Origin of the sequence: Herbaspirillum sp. 1130 (assembly GCF_017833835.1) — a bacterium.
In the GTDB taxonomy this organism is placed as follows: domain Bacteria; phylum Pseudomonadota; class Gammaproteobacteria; order Burkholderiales; family Burkholderiaceae_D; genus Herbaspirillum; species Herbaspirillum huttiense.
Window position 1 is genome coordinate 1,277,213 of sequence record NZ_JAFICQ010000001.1, and the last position, 15,688, is coordinate 1,292,900.

At 62.1% G+C, this 15,688-nt stretch carries 17 protein-coding genes and 1 tRNA gene; 10 read left to right on the top strand and 8 right to left on the bottom strand.

All coding sequences use genetic code 11. From position 1 onward, the window contains the following. Positions 1–10 precede the first annotated feature (10 nt). Positions 11–754 (top strand): GNAT family protein, encoded by a 744-nt coding sequence (locus JOD78_RS05595; RefSeq protein ID WP_121041713.1) that lies wholly within the window; start codon positions 11–13, stop codon positions 752–754. Here JOD78_RS05595 and JOD78_RS05600 read toward each other — a convergent pair. Beyond that, positions 729–1,646 (bottom strand): LysR family transcriptional regulator, encoded by a 918-nt coding sequence (locus tag JOD78_RS05600; RefSeq protein ID WP_121041715.1) that lies wholly within the window; start codon positions 1,644–1,646, stop codon positions 729–731. The genes JOD78_RS05595 and JOD78_RS05600 overlap by 26 nt on opposite strands. A 164-nt stretch (positions 1,647–1,810) precedes the next feature. Between JOD78_RS05600 and argC the strand changes: the two genes are divergently transcribed. Both argC and JOD78_RS05610 read left to right on the top strand, forming a co-directional pair. Next, a complete protein-coding gene (gene argC / locus JOD78_RS05605; protein WP_209566805.1) occupies positions 1,811–2,743 on the top strand; it encodes an N-acetyl-gamma-glutamyl-phosphate reductase in 933 nt (310 codons plus the stop codon). A 227-nt stretch (positions 2,744–2,970) separates the two neighbouring features. Beyond that, the gene (locus tag JOD78_RS05610; RefSeq protein WP_039785514.1) at positions 2,971–3,198 is read left to right on the top strand and encodes a hypothetical protein; all 228 of its coding nucleotides are present in this window, start codon (positions 2,971–2,973) and stop codon (positions 3,196–3,198) included. 82 nt (positions 3,199–3,280) lie between these two features. Here JOD78_RS05610 and JOD78_RS05615 read toward each other — a convergent pair whose 3' ends face one another. The 6 genes from JOD78_RS05615 to JOD78_RS05640 all read right to left on the bottom strand — a co-directional run bounded on the left by JOD78_RS05615 (position 3,281) and on the right by JOD78_RS05640 (position 9,686). After that, positions 3,281–4,306, bottom strand: a complete 1,026-nt coding sequence (locus tag JOD78_RS05615) for a TRAP transporter substrate-binding protein (RefSeq protein ID WP_209566807.1) — start codon at positions 4,304–4,306, stop codon at positions 3,281–3,283. A gap of 54 nt (positions 4,307–4,360) precedes the next feature. Beyond that, entirely contained in the window at positions 4,361–5,485 is a 1,125-nt protein-coding gene (locus JOD78_RS05620; protein WP_121041720.1) for a zinc-dependent alcohol dehydrogenase family protein, read from the bottom strand. Between the two features lie 76 nt (positions 5,486–5,561). Continuing rightward, a complete protein-coding gene (locus tag JOD78_RS05625) occupies positions 5,562–6,401 on the bottom strand; it encodes a CoA ester lyase (RefSeq protein WP_209566809.1) in 840 nt (279 codons plus the stop codon). Continuing rightward, positions 6,401–7,591 (bottom strand): CaiB/BaiF CoA-transferase family protein, encoded by a 1,191-nt coding sequence (locus JOD78_RS05630; protein WP_209566811.1) that lies wholly within the window; start codon positions 7,589–7,591, stop codon positions 6,401–6,403. Before JOD78_RS05630 ends, JOD78_RS05625 begins: the two co-directional genes overlap by 1 nt. Before the next feature lie 24 nt (positions 7,592–7,615). Further along, on the bottom strand, positions 7,616–8,782 hold the full coding sequence (locus JOD78_RS05635) for an acyl-CoA dehydrogenase family protein (protein WP_209566813.1): 1,167 nt from the start codon (positions 8,780–8,782) through the stop codon (positions 7,616–7,618). A gap of 43 nt (positions 8,783–8,825) precedes the next feature. Beyond that, positions 8,826–9,686, bottom strand: a complete 861-nt coding sequence (locus JOD78_RS05640; protein ID WP_204726582.1) for a MaoC family dehydratase N-terminal domain-containing protein — start codon at positions 9,684–9,686, stop codon at positions 8,826–8,828. A 295-nt stretch (positions 9,687–9,981) separates the two neighbouring features. Here JOD78_RS05640 and JOD78_RS05645 point away from each other — a divergent pair, with 295 nt between their 5' ends. Continuing rightward, entirely contained in the window at positions 9,982–10,920 is a 939-nt protein-coding gene (locus JOD78_RS05645; RefSeq protein ID WP_204726583.1) for a LysR family transcriptional regulator, read from the top strand. A gap of 20 nt (positions 10,921–10,940) precedes the next feature. Here the strand turns inward: JOD78_RS05645 and JOD78_RS05650 are convergent, their stop codons facing one another. Next, positions 10,941–11,705 carry a sulfite exporter TauE/SafE family protein gene (locus tag JOD78_RS05650; protein WP_209566814.1) on the bottom strand — a complete coding sequence of 255 codons (765 nt, stop codon included), beginning with the start codon at positions 11,703–11,705 and terminating at the stop codon, positions 10,941–10,943. 12 nt (positions 11,706–11,717) lie between these two features. On the opposite strand from JOD78_RS05650, the gene JOD78_RS05655 reads away from it, so the two are divergent. From JOD78_RS05655 to JOD78_RS05680, 6 genes are all read left to right on the top strand, one after another. Continuing rightward, positions 11,718–11,864, top strand: a complete 147-nt coding sequence (locus JOD78_RS05655; RefSeq protein ID WP_157845819.1) for a hypothetical protein — start codon at positions 11,718–11,720, stop codon at positions 11,862–11,864. Positions 11,865–11,960: 96 nt separating this feature from the next. Next, positions 11,961–12,749: an SDR family oxidoreductase gene (locus JOD78_RS05660; protein WP_134135905.1), complete on the top strand. Its 789-nt coding sequence runs from the start codon at positions 11,961–11,963 to the stop codon at positions 12,747–12,749. 123 nt (positions 12,750–12,872) lie between these two features. Further along, positions 12,873–12,962, top strand: a tRNA-Ser gene (locus tag JOD78_RS05665). A gap of 101 nt (positions 12,963–13,063) precedes the next feature. Beyond that, the gene (locus tag JOD78_RS05670; protein WP_204726585.1) at positions 13,064–13,345 is read left to right on the top strand and encodes a hypothetical protein; all 282 of its coding nucleotides are present in this window, start codon (positions 13,064–13,066) and stop codon (positions 13,343–13,345) included. 671 nt (positions 13,346–14,016) lie between these two features. Further along, positions 14,017–15,111: an MBL fold metallo-hydrolase gene (locus JOD78_RS05675; RefSeq protein ID WP_209566816.1), complete on the top strand. Its 1,095-nt coding sequence runs from the start codon at positions 14,017–14,019 to the stop codon at positions 15,109–15,111. A 2-nt stretch (positions 15,112–15,113) separates the two neighbouring features. After that, positions 15,114–15,635, top strand: a complete 522-nt coding sequence (locus JOD78_RS05680) for a hypothetical protein (RefSeq protein WP_209566818.1) — start codon at positions 15,114–15,116, stop codon at positions 15,633–15,635. Positions 15,636–15,688: the final 53 nt, after the last annotated feature.

Here is a 15,688-nt window from a genome sequence, read left to right on the forward strand (position 1 = left end):
GAAAGCCACCATGACCGATCTCGTCCGCAGCAACGATTACCAGCAACCCATCGGCCCTGCCCTGCCGGACTGGCAGCCGCGTGCGCGTCCCGATGGCCGCACCCTGCAAGGCCGCAGCTGCCGGCTGGAGCGGCTGGATGCCGACCGCCACGCCGCGCAACTGCACGCCGCCTTCGCCACCGCCCCGGATGGACGCGACTGGACCTACATGATGAGCGGCCCCTTCCCCGACGCCGCCAGCTACCGTCAGCAGGCCATGCAGATGCAGGCCACGCAGGATCCGCTGCACCATGCCGTGATCGACCTGCGCACGGGGGACGCCATCGGCACCCTGGCCCTCATGCGCATCGAACCGGCGCACGGCGTGATCGAGGTCGGGCACATCGCACTCTCGCCGCTGCTCAAGCGCAGCCGCATGGCCACCGAAGCGCACTACCTGCTGATGCGCCACATCTTCGAGGATCTCGGCTATCGCCGCTACGAATGGAAGTGCGATAGCCTCAATGCGCCCTCGCGCGCTGCCGCGCAGCGCCTGGGGTTCAGCTTCGAGGGCATCTTCCGCCAGGCCATCGTCTATCGTGGCCGCAGCCGGGATACGGCGTGGTTCTCCATCATCGACAGCGAATGGCCGGCACTACGCGCAGCCTTTGAACGATGGCTGGACGACGGCAATTTCGATGCAGCGGGCCAGCAGCGCCAGTCACTTTCCGTCCTGACACGCGCCGCGCTCACGCAGACGAACGCGGTGTCTTGAGCTGCTTGAGTTCCCACAGCGCTTCCAGCACATGGCGCGTCGCCGGTTCCAGCTGGCTGGCGCGATGGGCGATACCGAGGGGCCGCCACAGCGCTGGCCGCAAGGGCCGCATGACGATGCGCGGATCCAGCGGCACCGGCCGCCCTTGCGCGCTGGCCTCATGCGGCAGCAGCGTGGCACCGTAACCGGCGGCCACCAGACTCTTGATGGCATCGTTGAAATTGAGCTGGATGCGCGCCTCCGGTTGCTCACCGGCCCCCGCGAACCATTCGCTGGTGAGGCGCGAGAGCCGCGTCTCGGGCGCATTGAGGATCAGCGGCTGCGCGGCCAGCCAGCCCGGCGTGACCAGCCGGGGCGCGTGCCAGGCCGCCGGCAGGAAGGCCATCACCGGATCACGCCGCCACGGGCGGACCGTCAGGCCGCTCACGGGAGACTGTGGCAAGGCCACCAGGCCGATGTCCAGCAGCCCTTCGTTCAACTGCGACAGTGTCTCCTGCGAGGTCAGGATGTGGATCTGCACGTCGATATCGGGATGGCGCTGCCCCAGCCGTTCCAGCACCTGCGGCAGCAACGTGGCAATGGCCCCGGTGGAGGCACCCAGCCTGACGCGCCCGGCCAGCCCCAGCACTTGCCGGCCGACTTCTTCCAGTGCCTGGTCGGCCGCCGCCAGCAATTGCCGTGCGCGGGCGATCAGGGTGGCACCGATGCCGGAAGGCCGCACCTGGCTGCGCTGGCGCAACAGCAGCGGCGCACCGATGCGCTCTTCCAGTTCGCTGATGTGCAGGCTCACCGTGGGTGGAGCCAGGTGCAGTTCGCGCGCGGCGGCGGCAAAGGAACCCAGGTCGGCAATGGCCACCAGGGTACGCAGACGGTCCAGGCTCAATTCACGCATTGCATGACTCCCGTGGAAAAGACGACGTTCAGGAAAACTGAACGATCTCTTTGTGATATTCAACTTTTCCAATTATACGATCCGGTTCACCATGCAGGTCTTCGGCAAGCGCCAGCCGACCTGATTCGGCGCACATCCCTGTCTTCCCTGCATTGGAGCAACCCGTGAGCACACTTCCCCTGATCTTCATCGATGGCGACCAAGGCACCACCGGCCTGCAGATCCATGAGCGTCTGCGTGACCGCAAGGACCTGCGCATCCTGACCCTGCCGGCCGCCGAGCGCAAGGATGCAGCCCGCCGCGCCGAGGCCATCAACAGCGCCGACATCGCCCTGCTGTGCCTGCCGGATGCCGCTGCCCGCGAAGCCATCACGCTGATCGAGAATCCCAAGGTGCGCGTGATCGATGCCAGCTCGGCCCATCGCACCAGCCCCGGCTGGGTCTATGGCTTCCCTGAACTGTCGGCGCAACAGCCGCAGGCGATTGCCCATGCACAGCGCGTGACCAATCCGGGCTGCTACCCGACCGGTGCCATTGCCCTGCTGCGTCCGCTGGTCCACGCCGGCCTGGTGCCCGCCGATTATCCGCTGGCCATCCATGCGGTCTCCGGCTATTCCGGTGGCGGCCGCGCCCAGGTCGAGCAATACGAAGGGGCGGAGGCCGCGCAAGCCGCGCCCTTCGTGCTATACGGACTGGGACTGGCGCACAAGCATCCGCCGGAGATGCAGTTGCACGCCGGCTTGTCGCAGCGCCCGGTATTCGTGCCCAGCTATGGCGCCTTCCGCCAGGGCATCGTGCTGTCCATCGCCTTGCAGGCCCGCCTGCTGCCGCCGAACGCCACGCTGGAGAGCCTGCGAGCCGCTCTGCAGGCGCATTACGCCGGGGCGCGCCACGTCACCGTGCTGGATGCGGAACAAAGCGCGGCCACGGCCCAGCTCGATCCGACCCGCCACAACAACAGCAACGACATGACGCTGGGGGTCTTCGGCAATGCCGCCGAAGGACACCTCCTGCTGTGCGCCGTGTTCGACAACCTGGGCAAGGGCGCCTCCGGTGCCGCCGTGCAGAACCTGGACCTCATGCTGGGTGCCCACTGACTCGTGTATCAGGACCAAGCTCATCAGCACGCATCCATTGACCGGCGGGCGACACCCACAAGGCCGCGCCCGCCGTCAAGCGTCTGACTCGTAAATTGTGGTAAAGGACTGAAATAGCGCAAGGCAGGAAAGCGCAGGCTGTGGCATGATGGCACCTCGATTTGCCACCCAACCTGCAGGTGCCGGCCCTCCCCCTCAGCAGTGACCGCCGCCCGCTTCGAAGCAAGATGTCCACCACCTTAGGCGCTATCGCGTGCAAGTATTTTGACGCGACCATCAAATTGACTCCCGTATTGCGTACCGATGGCAAGTGGACGGCGTTCGTCCATATCGACTTTCCGGACCGCACCACGCATGAATTCGGCGATTTCAAGCCGGGCAATTCCAAGATGGAAGCCCTGCAGAATGCCGTCACGGCGGCCGAGCAATACGTCCGCGAGCGCAAGAAAAAGTAAGTTTTTTCTTCCCTCCTCTGCCGCATGAAAAAACGGCCTGCATCGCTGCAGGCCGCGCTTTCGGCTGTTGCGGGCTGTACGCTCAATTCATCTTCACGCCCGCCGCCTCGCTTTCCTTATAGATTGCATCGATGAGATCCTGCCCCACGCGCGAGGCCATGCTCTTGTGTACCGGCAGCAGTGCGCGCCGCCATTCGGCTTTCTCGTCCTCGCTCAGAGTATAGATCTTGGTCTTGCCACTGGCCTTGATGGCAACCAGGGCATCGTCATTTTCCTTCTGGGCGATGGTATTGGCATACACGGTCGCCTCCTTCATGGCCCCTTCCAGCTGGCTGCGCACGTCCGCCGGCAAGGCTTCCCAGAACTTCTTGTTCACGATCACCGCATAGCCGATGTAGCCGTGGTCCGACACCGTCAGGTTGGACTGCACCTCGTGCATCTTCTGCGTATAGACATTGGACGGGGTGTTCTCGCTGCCATCCACCACGCCGGTCTGCATGGCCTGATACACCTCGGAAAACGCCAGCACCTGCGGATTGGCCTTGAGGGCGCGGAACTGTTCATCGAGTACCTTGGAGGACTGGATGCGCATCTTCAGTGCCCGGAAGTCCGCCACCTTGTGCAGCGGGCGGTTGGCCGTCATCACCTTCATGCCGTTATCCCAGTAGGCCAGGCCCTTGATGCCCTTGCTCTCCAGCTTCTGGAACAGCCCCTGCCCGATCGGCCCTTCGGTCACCTGTTTCAGCACGGTCTTGTTGGGGAAGATGTAGGGGAGATCGAAGACCTCGAACTCCTTGGCGCCCAGCGGGCCGAACTTGGCCAGCGAAGGAGCAAGCATTTGCACCGACCCCAGTTGCAGGGCTTCCAGTTCTTCCTTGTCCTTGTAGAGCGTGCTGTTGGGATAGACCTCGACCTTGACGCGGCCATGAGTCGCCTTCTCGGCCAGTTCCTTGAAGCGTTCCGCGCCCTTGCCCTTGGGCGTGTCATTGGCCACCACGTGGCTGAACTTGATGACGATGGTCTGCTGGGCCAGCGCTGCCGTGGCCGACAGGCTCAGCGTGGCGAAGGCGCAGGCGGTCAGTGCCGCCCGCTTTGTGATGATGGTCATGGATGTCTCCTCCGGGGATGAAGCCGGCAGGCCGATGACCTCGGCCTTCCGGCGTTAGAACACGATCAGGTCACGCAGGCCCTCCCCGCTGTGCAGGCGGTCGAAGCCGCGATTGATGTCGGCCAGCGCCAGGCGCTCGCCCATGAGCTTGTCCACCGGCAGCTTGCCGGCCTGGTACAGGCCGATATAGCGCGGGATATCGCGCACCGGCACGCAGGAGCCGATGTAGCTGCCCTTGACGGTCCGTTCCTCGGCCACCAGGCTGACCTGCTGCAAAGGCCAGTTCTGATTGGGTGCCGGCAGGCCGGCCGTCACCGTCATGCCGCCGCGCCGGGTCATGCGATAGGCGGCCTCCATGGCCTGGACCGACCCGGCCATCTCGAAGGCGTAATCGACGCCGCCCTTGGTCAGCGCCTTGACCTTCTCCACCGCATCCGGATCACGGGCATTGACGGTGGCCGTAGCGCCCAAGGCGCGCGCCACTTCCAGCTTGCTGTCATGCAGATCGACGGCAATCACTTCGCGGGCACCGGAGGCCAGCGCGCCCAGCATGGTGCACAGGCCCACGCCGCCCAATCCCAGCACGGCCGCCGTGGTCCCGGCCTTGACCTCGGCCGTATTGACCGCCGCACCCACACCGGTCAGCACGGCGCAGCCGAACAGGGCCGCCTGTACCGGATCGATGTCCGCCTCGATCTTCACGCAGGAGCGGCGCGACACCACCGCATGATCGGCAAAGGCCGATACGCCCAGGTGATGGTGCACATGCTGCGCGCGGTCATGCAGCCGGCGCTGGCCGGAGAGCAATTCCCCTACCGCGTTGGTTGCCGCACCCGGCTCGCACAGCGCGGGACGTCCTTCCATGCAAGGCAGGCAGTGACCGCAGCTCGGCACGAAGACCAGCACCACCAGGTCACCCGCGCGCAGGTCGCTCACGCCGCTGCCGACCTCGACCACTTCGGCCGATGCCTCGTGCCCCAGCGCCATGGGCACCGGACGCGGACGCACACCGGTGATGACCGACAGGTCCGAGTGGCACAGGCCCGCTGCCTTCATCTTGACCAGCACTTCACCGGGGCCCGGCGGATCGAGATCGAGTTCCTCGATCTTCAGCGGCTGGCTCACCGCAAATGGGTAAGCCTCGGTCATTTCACGCAATACGGCGGCCTGGATTTTCATGGTGTCGTCTCCCTGCTTGTTGGAAAACGCCTAGATTACACGAGCGCTGCCCGGCGCAACGCGGGTCAAGCTGCGCTCAGTCCACCAGACGTCCGGCCTGATGCAGGAATTTCTCCGCCTGCAGGATCACCGGTTTGTCGATCATTTTTCCATTGAGCGAAATCGCACCGCCATCGCTGGCACGCACGGCCGCCATCACTTCCTCGGCCCACGCCAGCTCCTGCTCGCCGGGCATGAAGCCACGCCGCACGCCCTCCACCTGCTTCGGATGGATGCACAGCTTCGCGCCAAAGCCCATGCGCCTGGCCCGCTGCACCATGCGTGCGAGGAAGGCATCGTCATTGAAGTCCGTGGTCACGCCATCGATGGGCGGCGCGATGCCCGCCAGGCGCGATGCCATCACCATTTCCATGCGGAAGTGCATCAGCTCTTCTTCCTCCGGGCCGCATTGCATGCCCAGATCGACCTGCGCATCGATGGACCCGAAGGCCAGCCGCTGCACCCCCGGCACGGCGGCAATCTCGCGCATCGCGGCCAGGCCGGCGGCACTTTCGATCAGCGCAATCAGACCACGCCCAGGCCCCAGCCGACGCGCGATGGCAGACAGGGTCTTGGCCTCCTCTGCCTTCGGCAGAACAATGCCCGCCATCGATAGTGCAGAAAACGTCAACAGGTCATCACCGTGCCAGACGGTGTCGGCCGCGTTGATGCGCACCCACAGGCGCGGCTGCGGACCATTGCCGCGCAGCCAGCGGGCCAATGTGGCGCGCGCTTCCTCCTTCTGCGGCAGGGCGACTGCATCTTCCAGGTCAACGATGACGGCATCCGCCCCGCTCTCCAGCGCCTTGGCGTAGCGCTCGGGGCGATTGGCCGGCACGAACAGGTAGCTGCTGGCCGTGGTGATGTGCGGTGCCATTACACGGCCCCCCGTTCGCGCAGCGCAGTGATGGCTGCTGCGTCATAGCCCAGTCTGGCGAGGATGGCCTCGGTGTGCTGACCCAAGGCAGGAATGGCTTCCATGCGGTAATCGAAACTGTCATTGGCACCCGGCGGCAGCAGCGCCGCCACCTTGCCGGCCGGCGTATCCACTTCGGTCCAGCGTTCGCGCGCGGCCAGTTGCGGGTGCTGCCACAGTTCCTGCATGGTATTCACGCGCGCATTGGCGATCTGCGCCTGGTCCAGGCGCGCCACCACCTGCTCGGCACTCATGTCGGCGAACATGCCCAGGATCAGCTGGCGCAGCGCTTCGCGATGTTCATGGCGGCGCGCATTGCTGGAAAAGCGTTCATCGGTGGCCAGCGCGGCGTCCTGCAAGACCACCTCGCAGAAGACTTTCCATTCGCGTTCGTTCTGCAAGCCCAGCATGACGGTCTTGCCATCACCGGCCTTGAATGGCCCATAGGGATAGATGGTGGCGTGCTCCGCGCCCGAACGGCCCGGCGCGCTGGCCCCCTGGTAGGCGTAATACAGCGGAAAGCTCATCCACTCCGTCAATGCCTCCAGCATCGACAGATCGATATGGCTGCCGCGTCCATCACGTCCGCGCTTGATGAGGGCGGCCAGAATGTTGGAATACGCGTACATGCCGGCGGCGATATCGGCAATCGAGCATCCGGCCTTGACCACTTCATCCGGCGTCCCGGTGACCGACAGAAAACCGGCTTCACTCTGGATCAGCAGGTCATAGGCTTTCTTGTCGCGATAAGGGCCATCCTCACCATAGCCGGAGATGTCACACACGATCAGTCCCGGATGCTTCGCGTGCAGCGCCTTGGCCGACAGGCCGAGCCCGGCGGCGGCGCCCGGCGCGAGGTTCTGCACCAGCACATCGGCTCCGCCCAGAAGCTGGTCGATGATGCGCTTGCCCTCTTCATCCTTGAGGTTGAGGGTCAGACTTTCCTTGGAACGATTGGTCCAGACGAAATGCGAGGACAAGCCGTTGACGCGCGTATCGTAGCCGCGCGCAAAATCCCCGACACCGGGCCGCTCGATCTTGATGACACGAGCCCCCAGGTCTGCCAGCTGGCGCGTACAGAACGGCGCGGCGATGGCGTGTTCCAGACTAATGACGGTGATGCCCTCCAGCGGGCGATTGGCGTGCGACATGGAGTCTCCCTTGGGCGGCCTGATTCAGAAGGAACGGGGCAGACCGAGAATGTGCTCGGCCACGTAGGAAAAAATCAGGTTGGTCGAAATCGGCGCCACCTGATACAGCCTTGTCTCGCGGAACTTGCGCTCGACGTCGTATTCGCAGGCAAAGCCAAACCCGCCATGCGTCTGCAGGCAGACATTGGCCGCCTCCCACGAGGCCTTGGCCGCGAGATACTTGGCCATGTTGGCCTGGGCACCGCAGTTCTGATGAGCATCAAAGAGCGCACAGGCCTGGTAGCGCATCAGGTTGGCGGCCTCGATCTCGATGTAGGCATCGGCAATCGGGAACTGCACGCCCTGGTTCATGCCGATGGGGCGATCGAAGACCACGCGTTCTTTGGCATAAGCGCTCGCCTTGTCGATGAACCAGTAGCCGTCGCCGATGCACTCGGCGGCGATCAGGGTGCGCTCGGCGTTGAGGCCGTCGAGGAGGTACCTGAAGCCGCGCCCCTCCTCGCCGATCAGGTTCTCGGCGGGGATTTCCAGGTTGTCGAAGAAAAGTTCATTGGTCTCATGATTGACCATGTTCAGAATGGGCCGCACCTCCAGCCCCTTGCCGATGGCCTCCCTCAGATCGACCAGGAAGATCGACATGCCCTCGGACTTTTTCTTCACCTGATCCAAAGGCGTGGTCCTGGCGAGCAGGATCATCAGGTCGGAATGCTGTACCCGCGAGATCCAGACCTTCTGGCCATTGACCACGTAACGATCGCCCTTCTTCACCGCCACCGTCTTGATGCGCGTGGTATCGGTACCGGTGGTGGGCTCGGTCACGCCCATCGACTGCAGGCGCAGTTCGCCGCTGGCGATCTTGGGCAGGTATTGCTGCTTCTGCCGTTCCGAGCCGTGGCGCAGCAGCGTACCCATGTTGTACATCTGGCCGTGACAGGCCCCGGAATTCCCGCCAGTACGATTGATCTCTTCCATGATGACCGAGGCTTCGGTCAGCCCCAGTCCCGAGCCGCCGTATTCCTGCGGAATCAGGGCCGCCATCCAGCCGGCTTTGGTGAGCGCATCGACGAATTGCTCGGGATAGCCGCGCGCTTCGTCGACCTTGCGCCAGTACTCCGGCGGGAAGGTCTGGCACAGGTCACGCACGGCGTCGCGCAGGTCGGTGTAGGCATCAGGGACGGCTTGATACGACATGAGGGGGCTCCGGCTCTATATTATTTAAATGATTTATTTAGTTTCAGTCCAGCAGGGCTTCAGCCTGCATCGCCAGTTCGCCACGTTCGTTCTGCGCCCACAGCGCCACGCTCTTGCCATCGGCAGCAGGCTTGCCGCACAGCGTGAAGGGCTCGGTATCGAACAAGGTTCCCACCGAGCGGAAGTTGAACTCGCGCATCACCGCCTGCGGCATTTCACGTGCCACCAGGTCGGCCAGCAAGGTGGCGATCAGCGGCCCGTGGACGATGAGGCCGGGATAGCCCTCCACCTCGGTGACATAGCTGCGGTCGTAATGGATGCGATGACCGTTGAAGGTCAGCGCTGAATAACGGAACAGCAGCACCGGGTCCGGCTCCACGCGGCGCGACCAGCGCGTATCGGTGGGCGCGCTCTTCGGCACCACCACCGGGGCGCCCGGCTGCGGCAGATCGCGGTAGACGATGTCATGCTCTTCGCTCAGGCACAGCTGGCCCTGATGACGGATGGTGTGCTGCACGGTCACGAAAGCGAGCGCGCCGGTGCGGCCCTGCTTCACGTCCACGCTGGCGATGCGCGAGACCTTCTCGGCCTGCGCGCCGATGGGCAGCGCAGCCGCAAACCGCAGCCTTCCCCCGGCCCACATGCGGCGCGGCAGCGGCACCGGCGGCAGGAAACCCCCGCGCTGCGGATGGCCATCCGCGCCCACTTCGGACTGGCGGCACACGCTCCAGAAATAGATCCAGTGCCACAGCGGCGGCAGCGCGTCGCCGACCTGCGGCTGACGCGGACCGTCCAGCGTGGCCGCCAGCGCTGCCGCGAAGGCCGGGCTGATCTGGTCGTGGCGCGTTTCGGTCTTGTCCAGCCACTGCCGCAGCAGGGCGAGATCGAGGTCGGGGTGCGACATGGCTCCTCGCATCGTGGTTGTTGGTTGGGCACGAGTCTGCGGTGTCCACCCGCCGGGAACAATCTGTATTTTTGGAAGGGGGGCTTACGCAGAACTGAAGTCACGCGCAGCACAGGGATGCGGCATCGCGTCACAACTCGTCCGTATTTCACGCCATGCAGTGACGCAATTGGGCGTACCATGGGCAGCCACCGAGAGCACGCGCGCACCCATGGCGGAAGCGTGCCGCAATACAGGATGGCCAGGCTTGCCGCAGTGCAGGCGCCATCCTCACCGAATCTTTCCGGGAGACATCATGCTTTTCGATCTGACCGACCTGCGCCTCTTCATCCTCATCGCCGAACTCAACAGCCTCACCCGCAGCGCCGAACGCATGAATCTCTCGCTGGCCGCCACCAGCAATCGCATCAAGGAACTGGAAACGCGCTTCGGCACCCGCCTGCTCTATCGCGAGAGCAAGGGCGTGCAGCTCACACCAGCCGGGCATACCCTGCTGCATCACGCACAGCTCTTCATGCAGCAGGTGGAACACCTCAAGAGCGACATGCAGCAGTACAACAACGGCATCAAGGGCTATATCCGCATTTTCGCCAACACCACGGCGGTGACCGAATTCATGCCCGAGATCCTGGGCAAGTTCCTGGCCAGACATCCGCAGGTCAACGTCTCACTGGAAGAGCGCCTGAACCATGACATCCTGCGCGGCATCCAGGAAGGCACGGCCGATATCGGCATCGTGGCCGGTCCGGTGCAGGGGGATGGACTGCAGGTACTCAACTTCTCGACCGACAGGCTGGTGCTGGCCACTGCGCTGGAACACCCGCTGGCGGGCGCCGGCAGCGTTCCCTTCCAGGACACGCTGGAGTACGAACACATCGGCCTGCACGAAGGCAGCACCCTGCACCACTTCCTCAACAAGATCGTTTCCGAACAGGGGCAGCGTCTCAAGCTGCGGATTCAGGTGCGCAGCTTCGAAGCCATGTGCCGCATGATCGAGACCAATGTCGGCATCGGCATCGTGCCGCGTTCAGCGGCGCAGCGGCATCAGCAGACCATGCAGTTGGCGGTGGTGGAGTTGAGCGATCCGTGGAGCGTGCGCGAGCGCAGCATGGTGTTCCAGAACATGGATACGCTGTCGCCGCATGCACGCAATCTGGTGGATTTCATCCGCGAGCAGATGGCGCAGGAGAGCGACGAAGACAAGCTCGCCGCACGCGCAAGGAAGACCGCCTGAGCGGCGGAGATGGCCGGCCCTCAGCCGGCGATCATCATCCAGACCGACAGCAACAGCAATGCGGCGCAGAAGAGGATGCGCAGGCGCCGCTCCGGCAGATGGTGTGCCAGCGCCACGCCCCAGGAGATGCTGAGCACGCCGCCCAGCGCCATCGGAATGCCCACTGACCAGTCCACATGACCCGCGTGAGCGTAGGTCCACAGCGCCACCAGCGTACCGGGCGTGACCATGGCCAGCCCCAGTCCTTGCGCGGCGGTCTGCGTCACACCGAACAAGGCCGTCAGCAAGGGCACGGCGACGATGGCGCCGCCCACGCTGAAGAAACCGGCCGAGGCGCCGGCAGCCATCCCCACCAGCGGAATGTCGCGACGCGAGAGGATCACGGACGATTCCACGCTGCGCTTGTTGCGCATCAGCGTCCACAGGTAGTACAGCGCCAGCAGGCCCATGAAGGCGGCGAAGCAGACATGCAGGCTGCGCGCCGCCATGGCCGTGGCGATGCGGGCCGAGACATAGGTGGTGAAGACAGCCGGCACGCACATCATGGCGGCGGTACTCCATTGGATGTGATTGCGCTGCTTGTAGCGCCAGAAGGCGATGACGACGTTGGGCACGATCATCACGAGTGCCGTGCCTTGGGCCAGTTGCTGGTCCATGCCGTAGAGGTAGCCCAGCACGGGGATGGCGATGAGACCGCCGCCGATCCCGAAGAGACCGCCCATGGCGCCCAGCAGGCCGCCGAGCAGGAAGTTGACTACGCCGGAGAAAAACAAGGAAGCCGTCATCGGTGTACAGTGATGCCTCTGCTGGCCGGCTGCAAGGTGCAGTGGCCGCATCGAAGGATAAAAAAGGAGACTGACATGAGCGGCGTCATCGTGTTTGCGCTGGAGATGGGCGTGGTCGCCCTCATTGCACTGGCCATCTACATGGTGATGAAGAAATAGCGCCGCCGATCAGGCCCGACAGTGTAGCGCAGGCGGACCGGGCTGTCCCGGCGGCTGTGCTTTCCTGCCATCCCCCCTCAAGCAAAGGAAGACAGAATGGATCTCGGCATCAAAGGTAAAACCGCCCTCGTCTGCGCATCGAGCAAGGGCCTCGGCCGCGCGTGCGCACTCTCGCTGGCGCGCGAAGGCGTGCACGTCACCCTGCTGGCACGCGGTGCGGAGGCACTGGAAGCAACGGCCCAGGCCATCCGCACGGAGACCGCCGCCACCGGTGCCATCATCACCACGGTTGCGTGCGACATCACCACCCCGGAAGGACGCGCCCTGGCGCTGGCCGCCTGCCCTGCCCCGGACATTCTGGTGACCAATGCCGGCGGACCCAAGCCGGGCGATTTTCGTGAGTGGACGCGGGATGACTGGATCGCGGCGGTCGACGCCAACATGCTGACGCCCATTGAGCTCATCAAGGCGACGGTGGATGGGATGATCGCGCGCGGCTTCGGGCGCATCGTCAACATCACGTCGAGTGCGGTGCGGGCACCGATCGATATCCTGGGGCTCTCCAATGGCGCGCGCTCGGGGCTGACGGGTTTTGTGGCGGGGCTGGCGCGCAAGACGGTGGCGCACAACGTGACCATCAACAATCTCCTGCCGGGGCCGTTCGAAACGGATCGCTTGCGCTCCACTGCGACGGGGGCGGCCAAGGAGAGCGGGCGCACGGTGGACGAGGTGCTGGCGGACCGGCGCAAGCTCAATCCGGCGGGACGCTTTGGCGATCCGGCCGAGTTCGGGGATGCCTGCGCTTATCTGTGCAGTGCGCAGGCGGGGTTCATCACGGGGCAGAATCTGCTGATGGATGGGGGGGCTTATCCGGGGACGTTCTGAGCGGGATGCAGGGTGGTCTGGTGGGCGGATGCCTTGCATGCCGGAAAGGGTGGATGCAAAGCAAGTGATGTGATGTATAATGCGGCCCTCGTGCGACGGGCAACATGCCCGGCTGCCACGCAAGGAGGTTTGGGTGAGTGGTTTAAACCAGCAGTCTTGAAAACTGCCGACGGGGTGACCCGTCCGTGAGTTCGAATCTCACAGCCTCCGCCACAGTTACCCCAAGTCATTGTTTTAACGTAATATCAGGCACTTTTTGAATTACGTTGGTACAAATGGCAGGTACAAAAGCTCGGAAGCAGTCAGAGGCCCTGATGACCGAAAGGGTCAAATTGCCTCCGAATATCTATCGCCTGCCAAATGGTGGGCTTCAATTCCGCAAAGTTATTCCCAAAGATGTTCGCGCCATCATCGGTCTCACCGAATTCAAGCGCACGTTAAGCTTCGACCTTCGCATCGCTACGATAGAAGGTAAAAGCTTGATGCTGACGTCAGCAAGCTCATTTACGACGCCCGCAAAGGCACTGATGCGAATCAGGCCATCGAAAAATATAAAAAAGCTGGGCGCCCCAAGACTCTCCTCAATGGCGACTTAAAAACTCTGTATGGCCACGCAGCAGCCCTTTACGTCGTTGGAGTGAAAAGAGACCAAGAGCGGCGGCGTAATGGAGAACTGACCGGCCCTGAATTTCATAAACTGGGCGCCACCCTGCTCAACGCGCACAGGGACGTTGACCTGCGTCGTTAATTTGCAGCCAGCTTAGCTGCACAGCGGAGCGCTGCATCAATGCTTGCAGGCAATTTTTCCCGCGATTTCCCATTTCTCTTATTGAGAAGGATTTCGCCTATGCCATCGCGGCTACGAAAGGTCGCCCCCTTCCAGCGGTGCATGGCGTGTTCAACACCGCTGTCGGAAAAGAATTAGGCACAAAGAACATGACAGCAGTCGTCGAGTTGTATAAGGCAACCTAAGCACCGTACGGCATACGTGTATTCCGAAAGAAGCACCCTGCTAGTGCCAATGCTCACATGAAAATTTCCCTATACAAACAAATTCACCTACTTTTTTTCCTGCGGGAATGATTAACCAATACTGCATCAAAAAACGTAAAGATTTTTTAATTCACGCCTATTGAAAACTGCAAATTAGCTGCGATTATTACTAGCCGCTGAGCCAGCTCCAAGGACACCACCATTGTTTCTGAAGCGCGCTGAGACAAAGAACCAAGAGTTGCCGTTGAACAATAACATCAAGGAGCATCAATAAATGGTCAGTGCGTATGAAATTGATTTTCTGCCTGTAGGGGAAGGTGAAAGAAGTGGCGACGCAATCGCAATTCGTTGGTTTGAGCCCGATGGCCAACGAGTATTGATTTATGACGGGGGCACCCGTGAATATGGCCAAGCCTTGGTCGCCCACGTCAAAAGGCACTTCCAAACAGATTTCGTCCATTACATTGTCAACTCACACCCAGACAATGACCACGCTGGCGGCCTCGAGTACGTGCTGGATAATCTCCGTGTGGGCGAAGTATGGATGCATAAGCCCTGGGATTACAGTCCGTCCATCCGGCACTATTTTGACGACGGACGCCTCACGGATAACAGCCTGAAGGAACGGCTGCAGAAAAAGATGTCTGCTGCCTACGCAGTACAAAAGGCAGCGGAGCGGCATGGTGTGCCGGTTTACGAACCGTTTGCCGGCTCGCAAATTGGCATATTCACGGTACTTTCGCCTGAACGCGACCGCTACATTCACCAGCTCGTGCCAGAGTTTGAAAAGTCTCCAGCGTTGAAGAAAGAAGCTTCAGCCAGTCCACTGAACTCTCTGTACAAAGCGTTCGATTCAGTTCAAGGGGCAATCGGTTATATCGCAGCGCTTTGGCACGAAGAATTTCTACCGGATAACGTTACGACATCAGCGGAGAATGAAAGCAGCGTAATCCTTTTTGCAAAGACCGCAATGGACGGAATTTTGCTTACCGGGGATGCTGGCATTGACTCGCTGAAAGCTGCGGCAGAATACGCCCGCGTGCGTGGCGTCAACTTAGCTGACTACGTCACATTCGTACAAATTCCGCACCACGGCGGGCGCCACAATGTGTCGACCGCAGCGCTCGACCTTATTGTCGGACCAGCACTGGCACAACAACCTCAAGATACGCGAAAACGTGCCTATGTGTCGGTTGGTAAGGAAGCGCCGCGGCATCCCAAGCGTGTCGTCACAAATGCCTTCAATCGTCGCGGCTTTAAGGTAGTCCAAACGAAAGGTATTTCTCTTTGCCGCTACGAAGGGGTTAGTGCCAGAGAAGGATATGCCGCCGTTACATTTGTTCCCTTCTATCACCAGGTGGAGGAATGAGCATGGACGCGAGCTCTTTCTCCAAAATCGTCAGCCAGTTCTCTGACCCGTATGAGCGCCAAGCTCGTTTGATTCCCGCACTGCTGGTGCTGGCCTCTCCTGCGATTATGGTCATCGCCCTTTATGGCGAAAAGGCAACGCTTCTAAGCGGGATTCTTTCGACGCTTCTCGCCTGCGGCCTTCTGTTTCTCCTTTCTGACGCTGCACGCCAGTTGGGAAAATCGAAGGAGAAGGCTTTATGGAAGAAATGGGGGGGAACACCCACCACGCAAGTCCTTCGCCATTCTGACGACACTTTCGATGAAGTCTCAAAAGGACGCTATCACGCCACATTGGCTAATGCGATGGGCATCCAGTTCCCGACGAAAGCCGATGAGCAAGCGGACCCATCCAAAGCCGACGCCATCTACGCATCTGCTGGGAACCTCTTGCGCAACGCCACCAGGGACACGAAGATGTTCGTCCTGCTGTTCAAAGACAACATCTCATATGGATTCCGCCGTAACGGCTATCCGCGGCTGTAAGAAGAGGCTTGATTCCTACCTAAATCGTCCTTTTCGGCGATTTTTCCACGTCT

Excerpts from the sequence above, each read along its gene's own strand:
- JOD78_RS05650 (WP_209566814.1), bottom strand. The coding sequence starts at position 11,705 with ATGACGGCTTCCTTGTTTTTCTCCGGCGTAGTCAACTTCCTGCTCGGC.
- JOD78_RS05630 (WP_209566811.1), bottom strand. The coding sequence starts at position 7,591 with ATGTCGCACGCCAATCGCCCGCTGGAGGGCATCACCGTCATTAGTCTG.
- JOD78_RS05625 (WP_209566809.1), bottom strand. The coding sequence starts at position 6,401 with ATGGCACCGCACATCACCACGGCCAGCAGCTACCTGTTCGTGCCGGCC.
- JOD78_RS05620 (WP_121041720.1), bottom strand. The coding sequence starts at position 5,485 with ATGAAAATCCAGGCCGCCGTATTGCGTGAAATGACCGAGGCTTACCCA.
- JOD78_RS05600 (WP_121041715.1), bottom strand. The coding sequence starts at position 1,646 with ATGCGTGAATTGAGCCTGGACCGTCTGCGTACCCTGGTGGCCATTGCC.
- JOD78_RS05655 (WP_157845819.1), top strand. The coding sequence starts at position 11,718 with ATGCCTCTGCTGGCCGGCTGCAAGGTGCAGTGGCCGCATCGAAGGATA.
- JOD78_RS05595 (WP_121041713.1), top strand. The coding sequence starts at position 11 with ATGACCGATCTCGTCCGCAGCAACGATTACCAGCAACCCATCGGCCCT.
- JOD78_RS05645 (WP_204726583.1), top strand. The coding sequence starts at position 9,982 with ATGCTTTTCGATCTGACCGACCTGCGCCTCTTCATCCTCATCGCCGAA.
- JOD78_RS05660 (WP_134135905.1), top strand. The coding sequence starts at position 11,961 with ATGGATCTCGGCATCAAAGGTAAAACCGCCCTCGTCTGCGCATCGAGC.
- JOD78_RS05675 (WP_209566816.1), top strand. The coding sequence starts at position 14,017 with ATGGTCAGTGCGTATGAAATTGATTTTCTGCCTGTAGGGGAAGGTGAA.
- JOD78_RS05615 (WP_209566807.1), bottom strand. The coding sequence starts at position 4,306 with ATGACCATCATCACAAAGCGGGCGGCACTGACCGCCTGCGCCTTCGCC.
- JOD78_RS05680 (WP_209566818.1), top strand. The coding sequence starts at position 15,114 with ATGGACGCGAGCTCTTTCTCCAAAATCGTCAGCCAGTTCTCTGACCCG.
- JOD78_RS05610 (WP_039785514.1), top strand. The coding sequence starts at position 2,971 with ATGTCCACCACCTTAGGCGCTATCGCGTGCAAGTATTTTGACGCGACC.
- JOD78_RS05640 (WP_204726582.1), bottom strand. The coding sequence starts at position 9,686 with ATGTCGCACCCCGACCTCGATCTCGCCCTGCTGCGGCAGTGGCTGGAC.
- JOD78_RS05635 (WP_209566813.1), bottom strand. The coding sequence starts at position 8,782 with ATGTCGTATCAAGCCGTCCCTGATGCCTACACCGACCTGCGCGACGCC.
- JOD78_RS05670 (WP_204726585.1), top strand. The coding sequence starts at position 13,064 with ATGACCGAAAGGGTCAAATTGCCTCCGAATATCTATCGCCTGCCAAAT.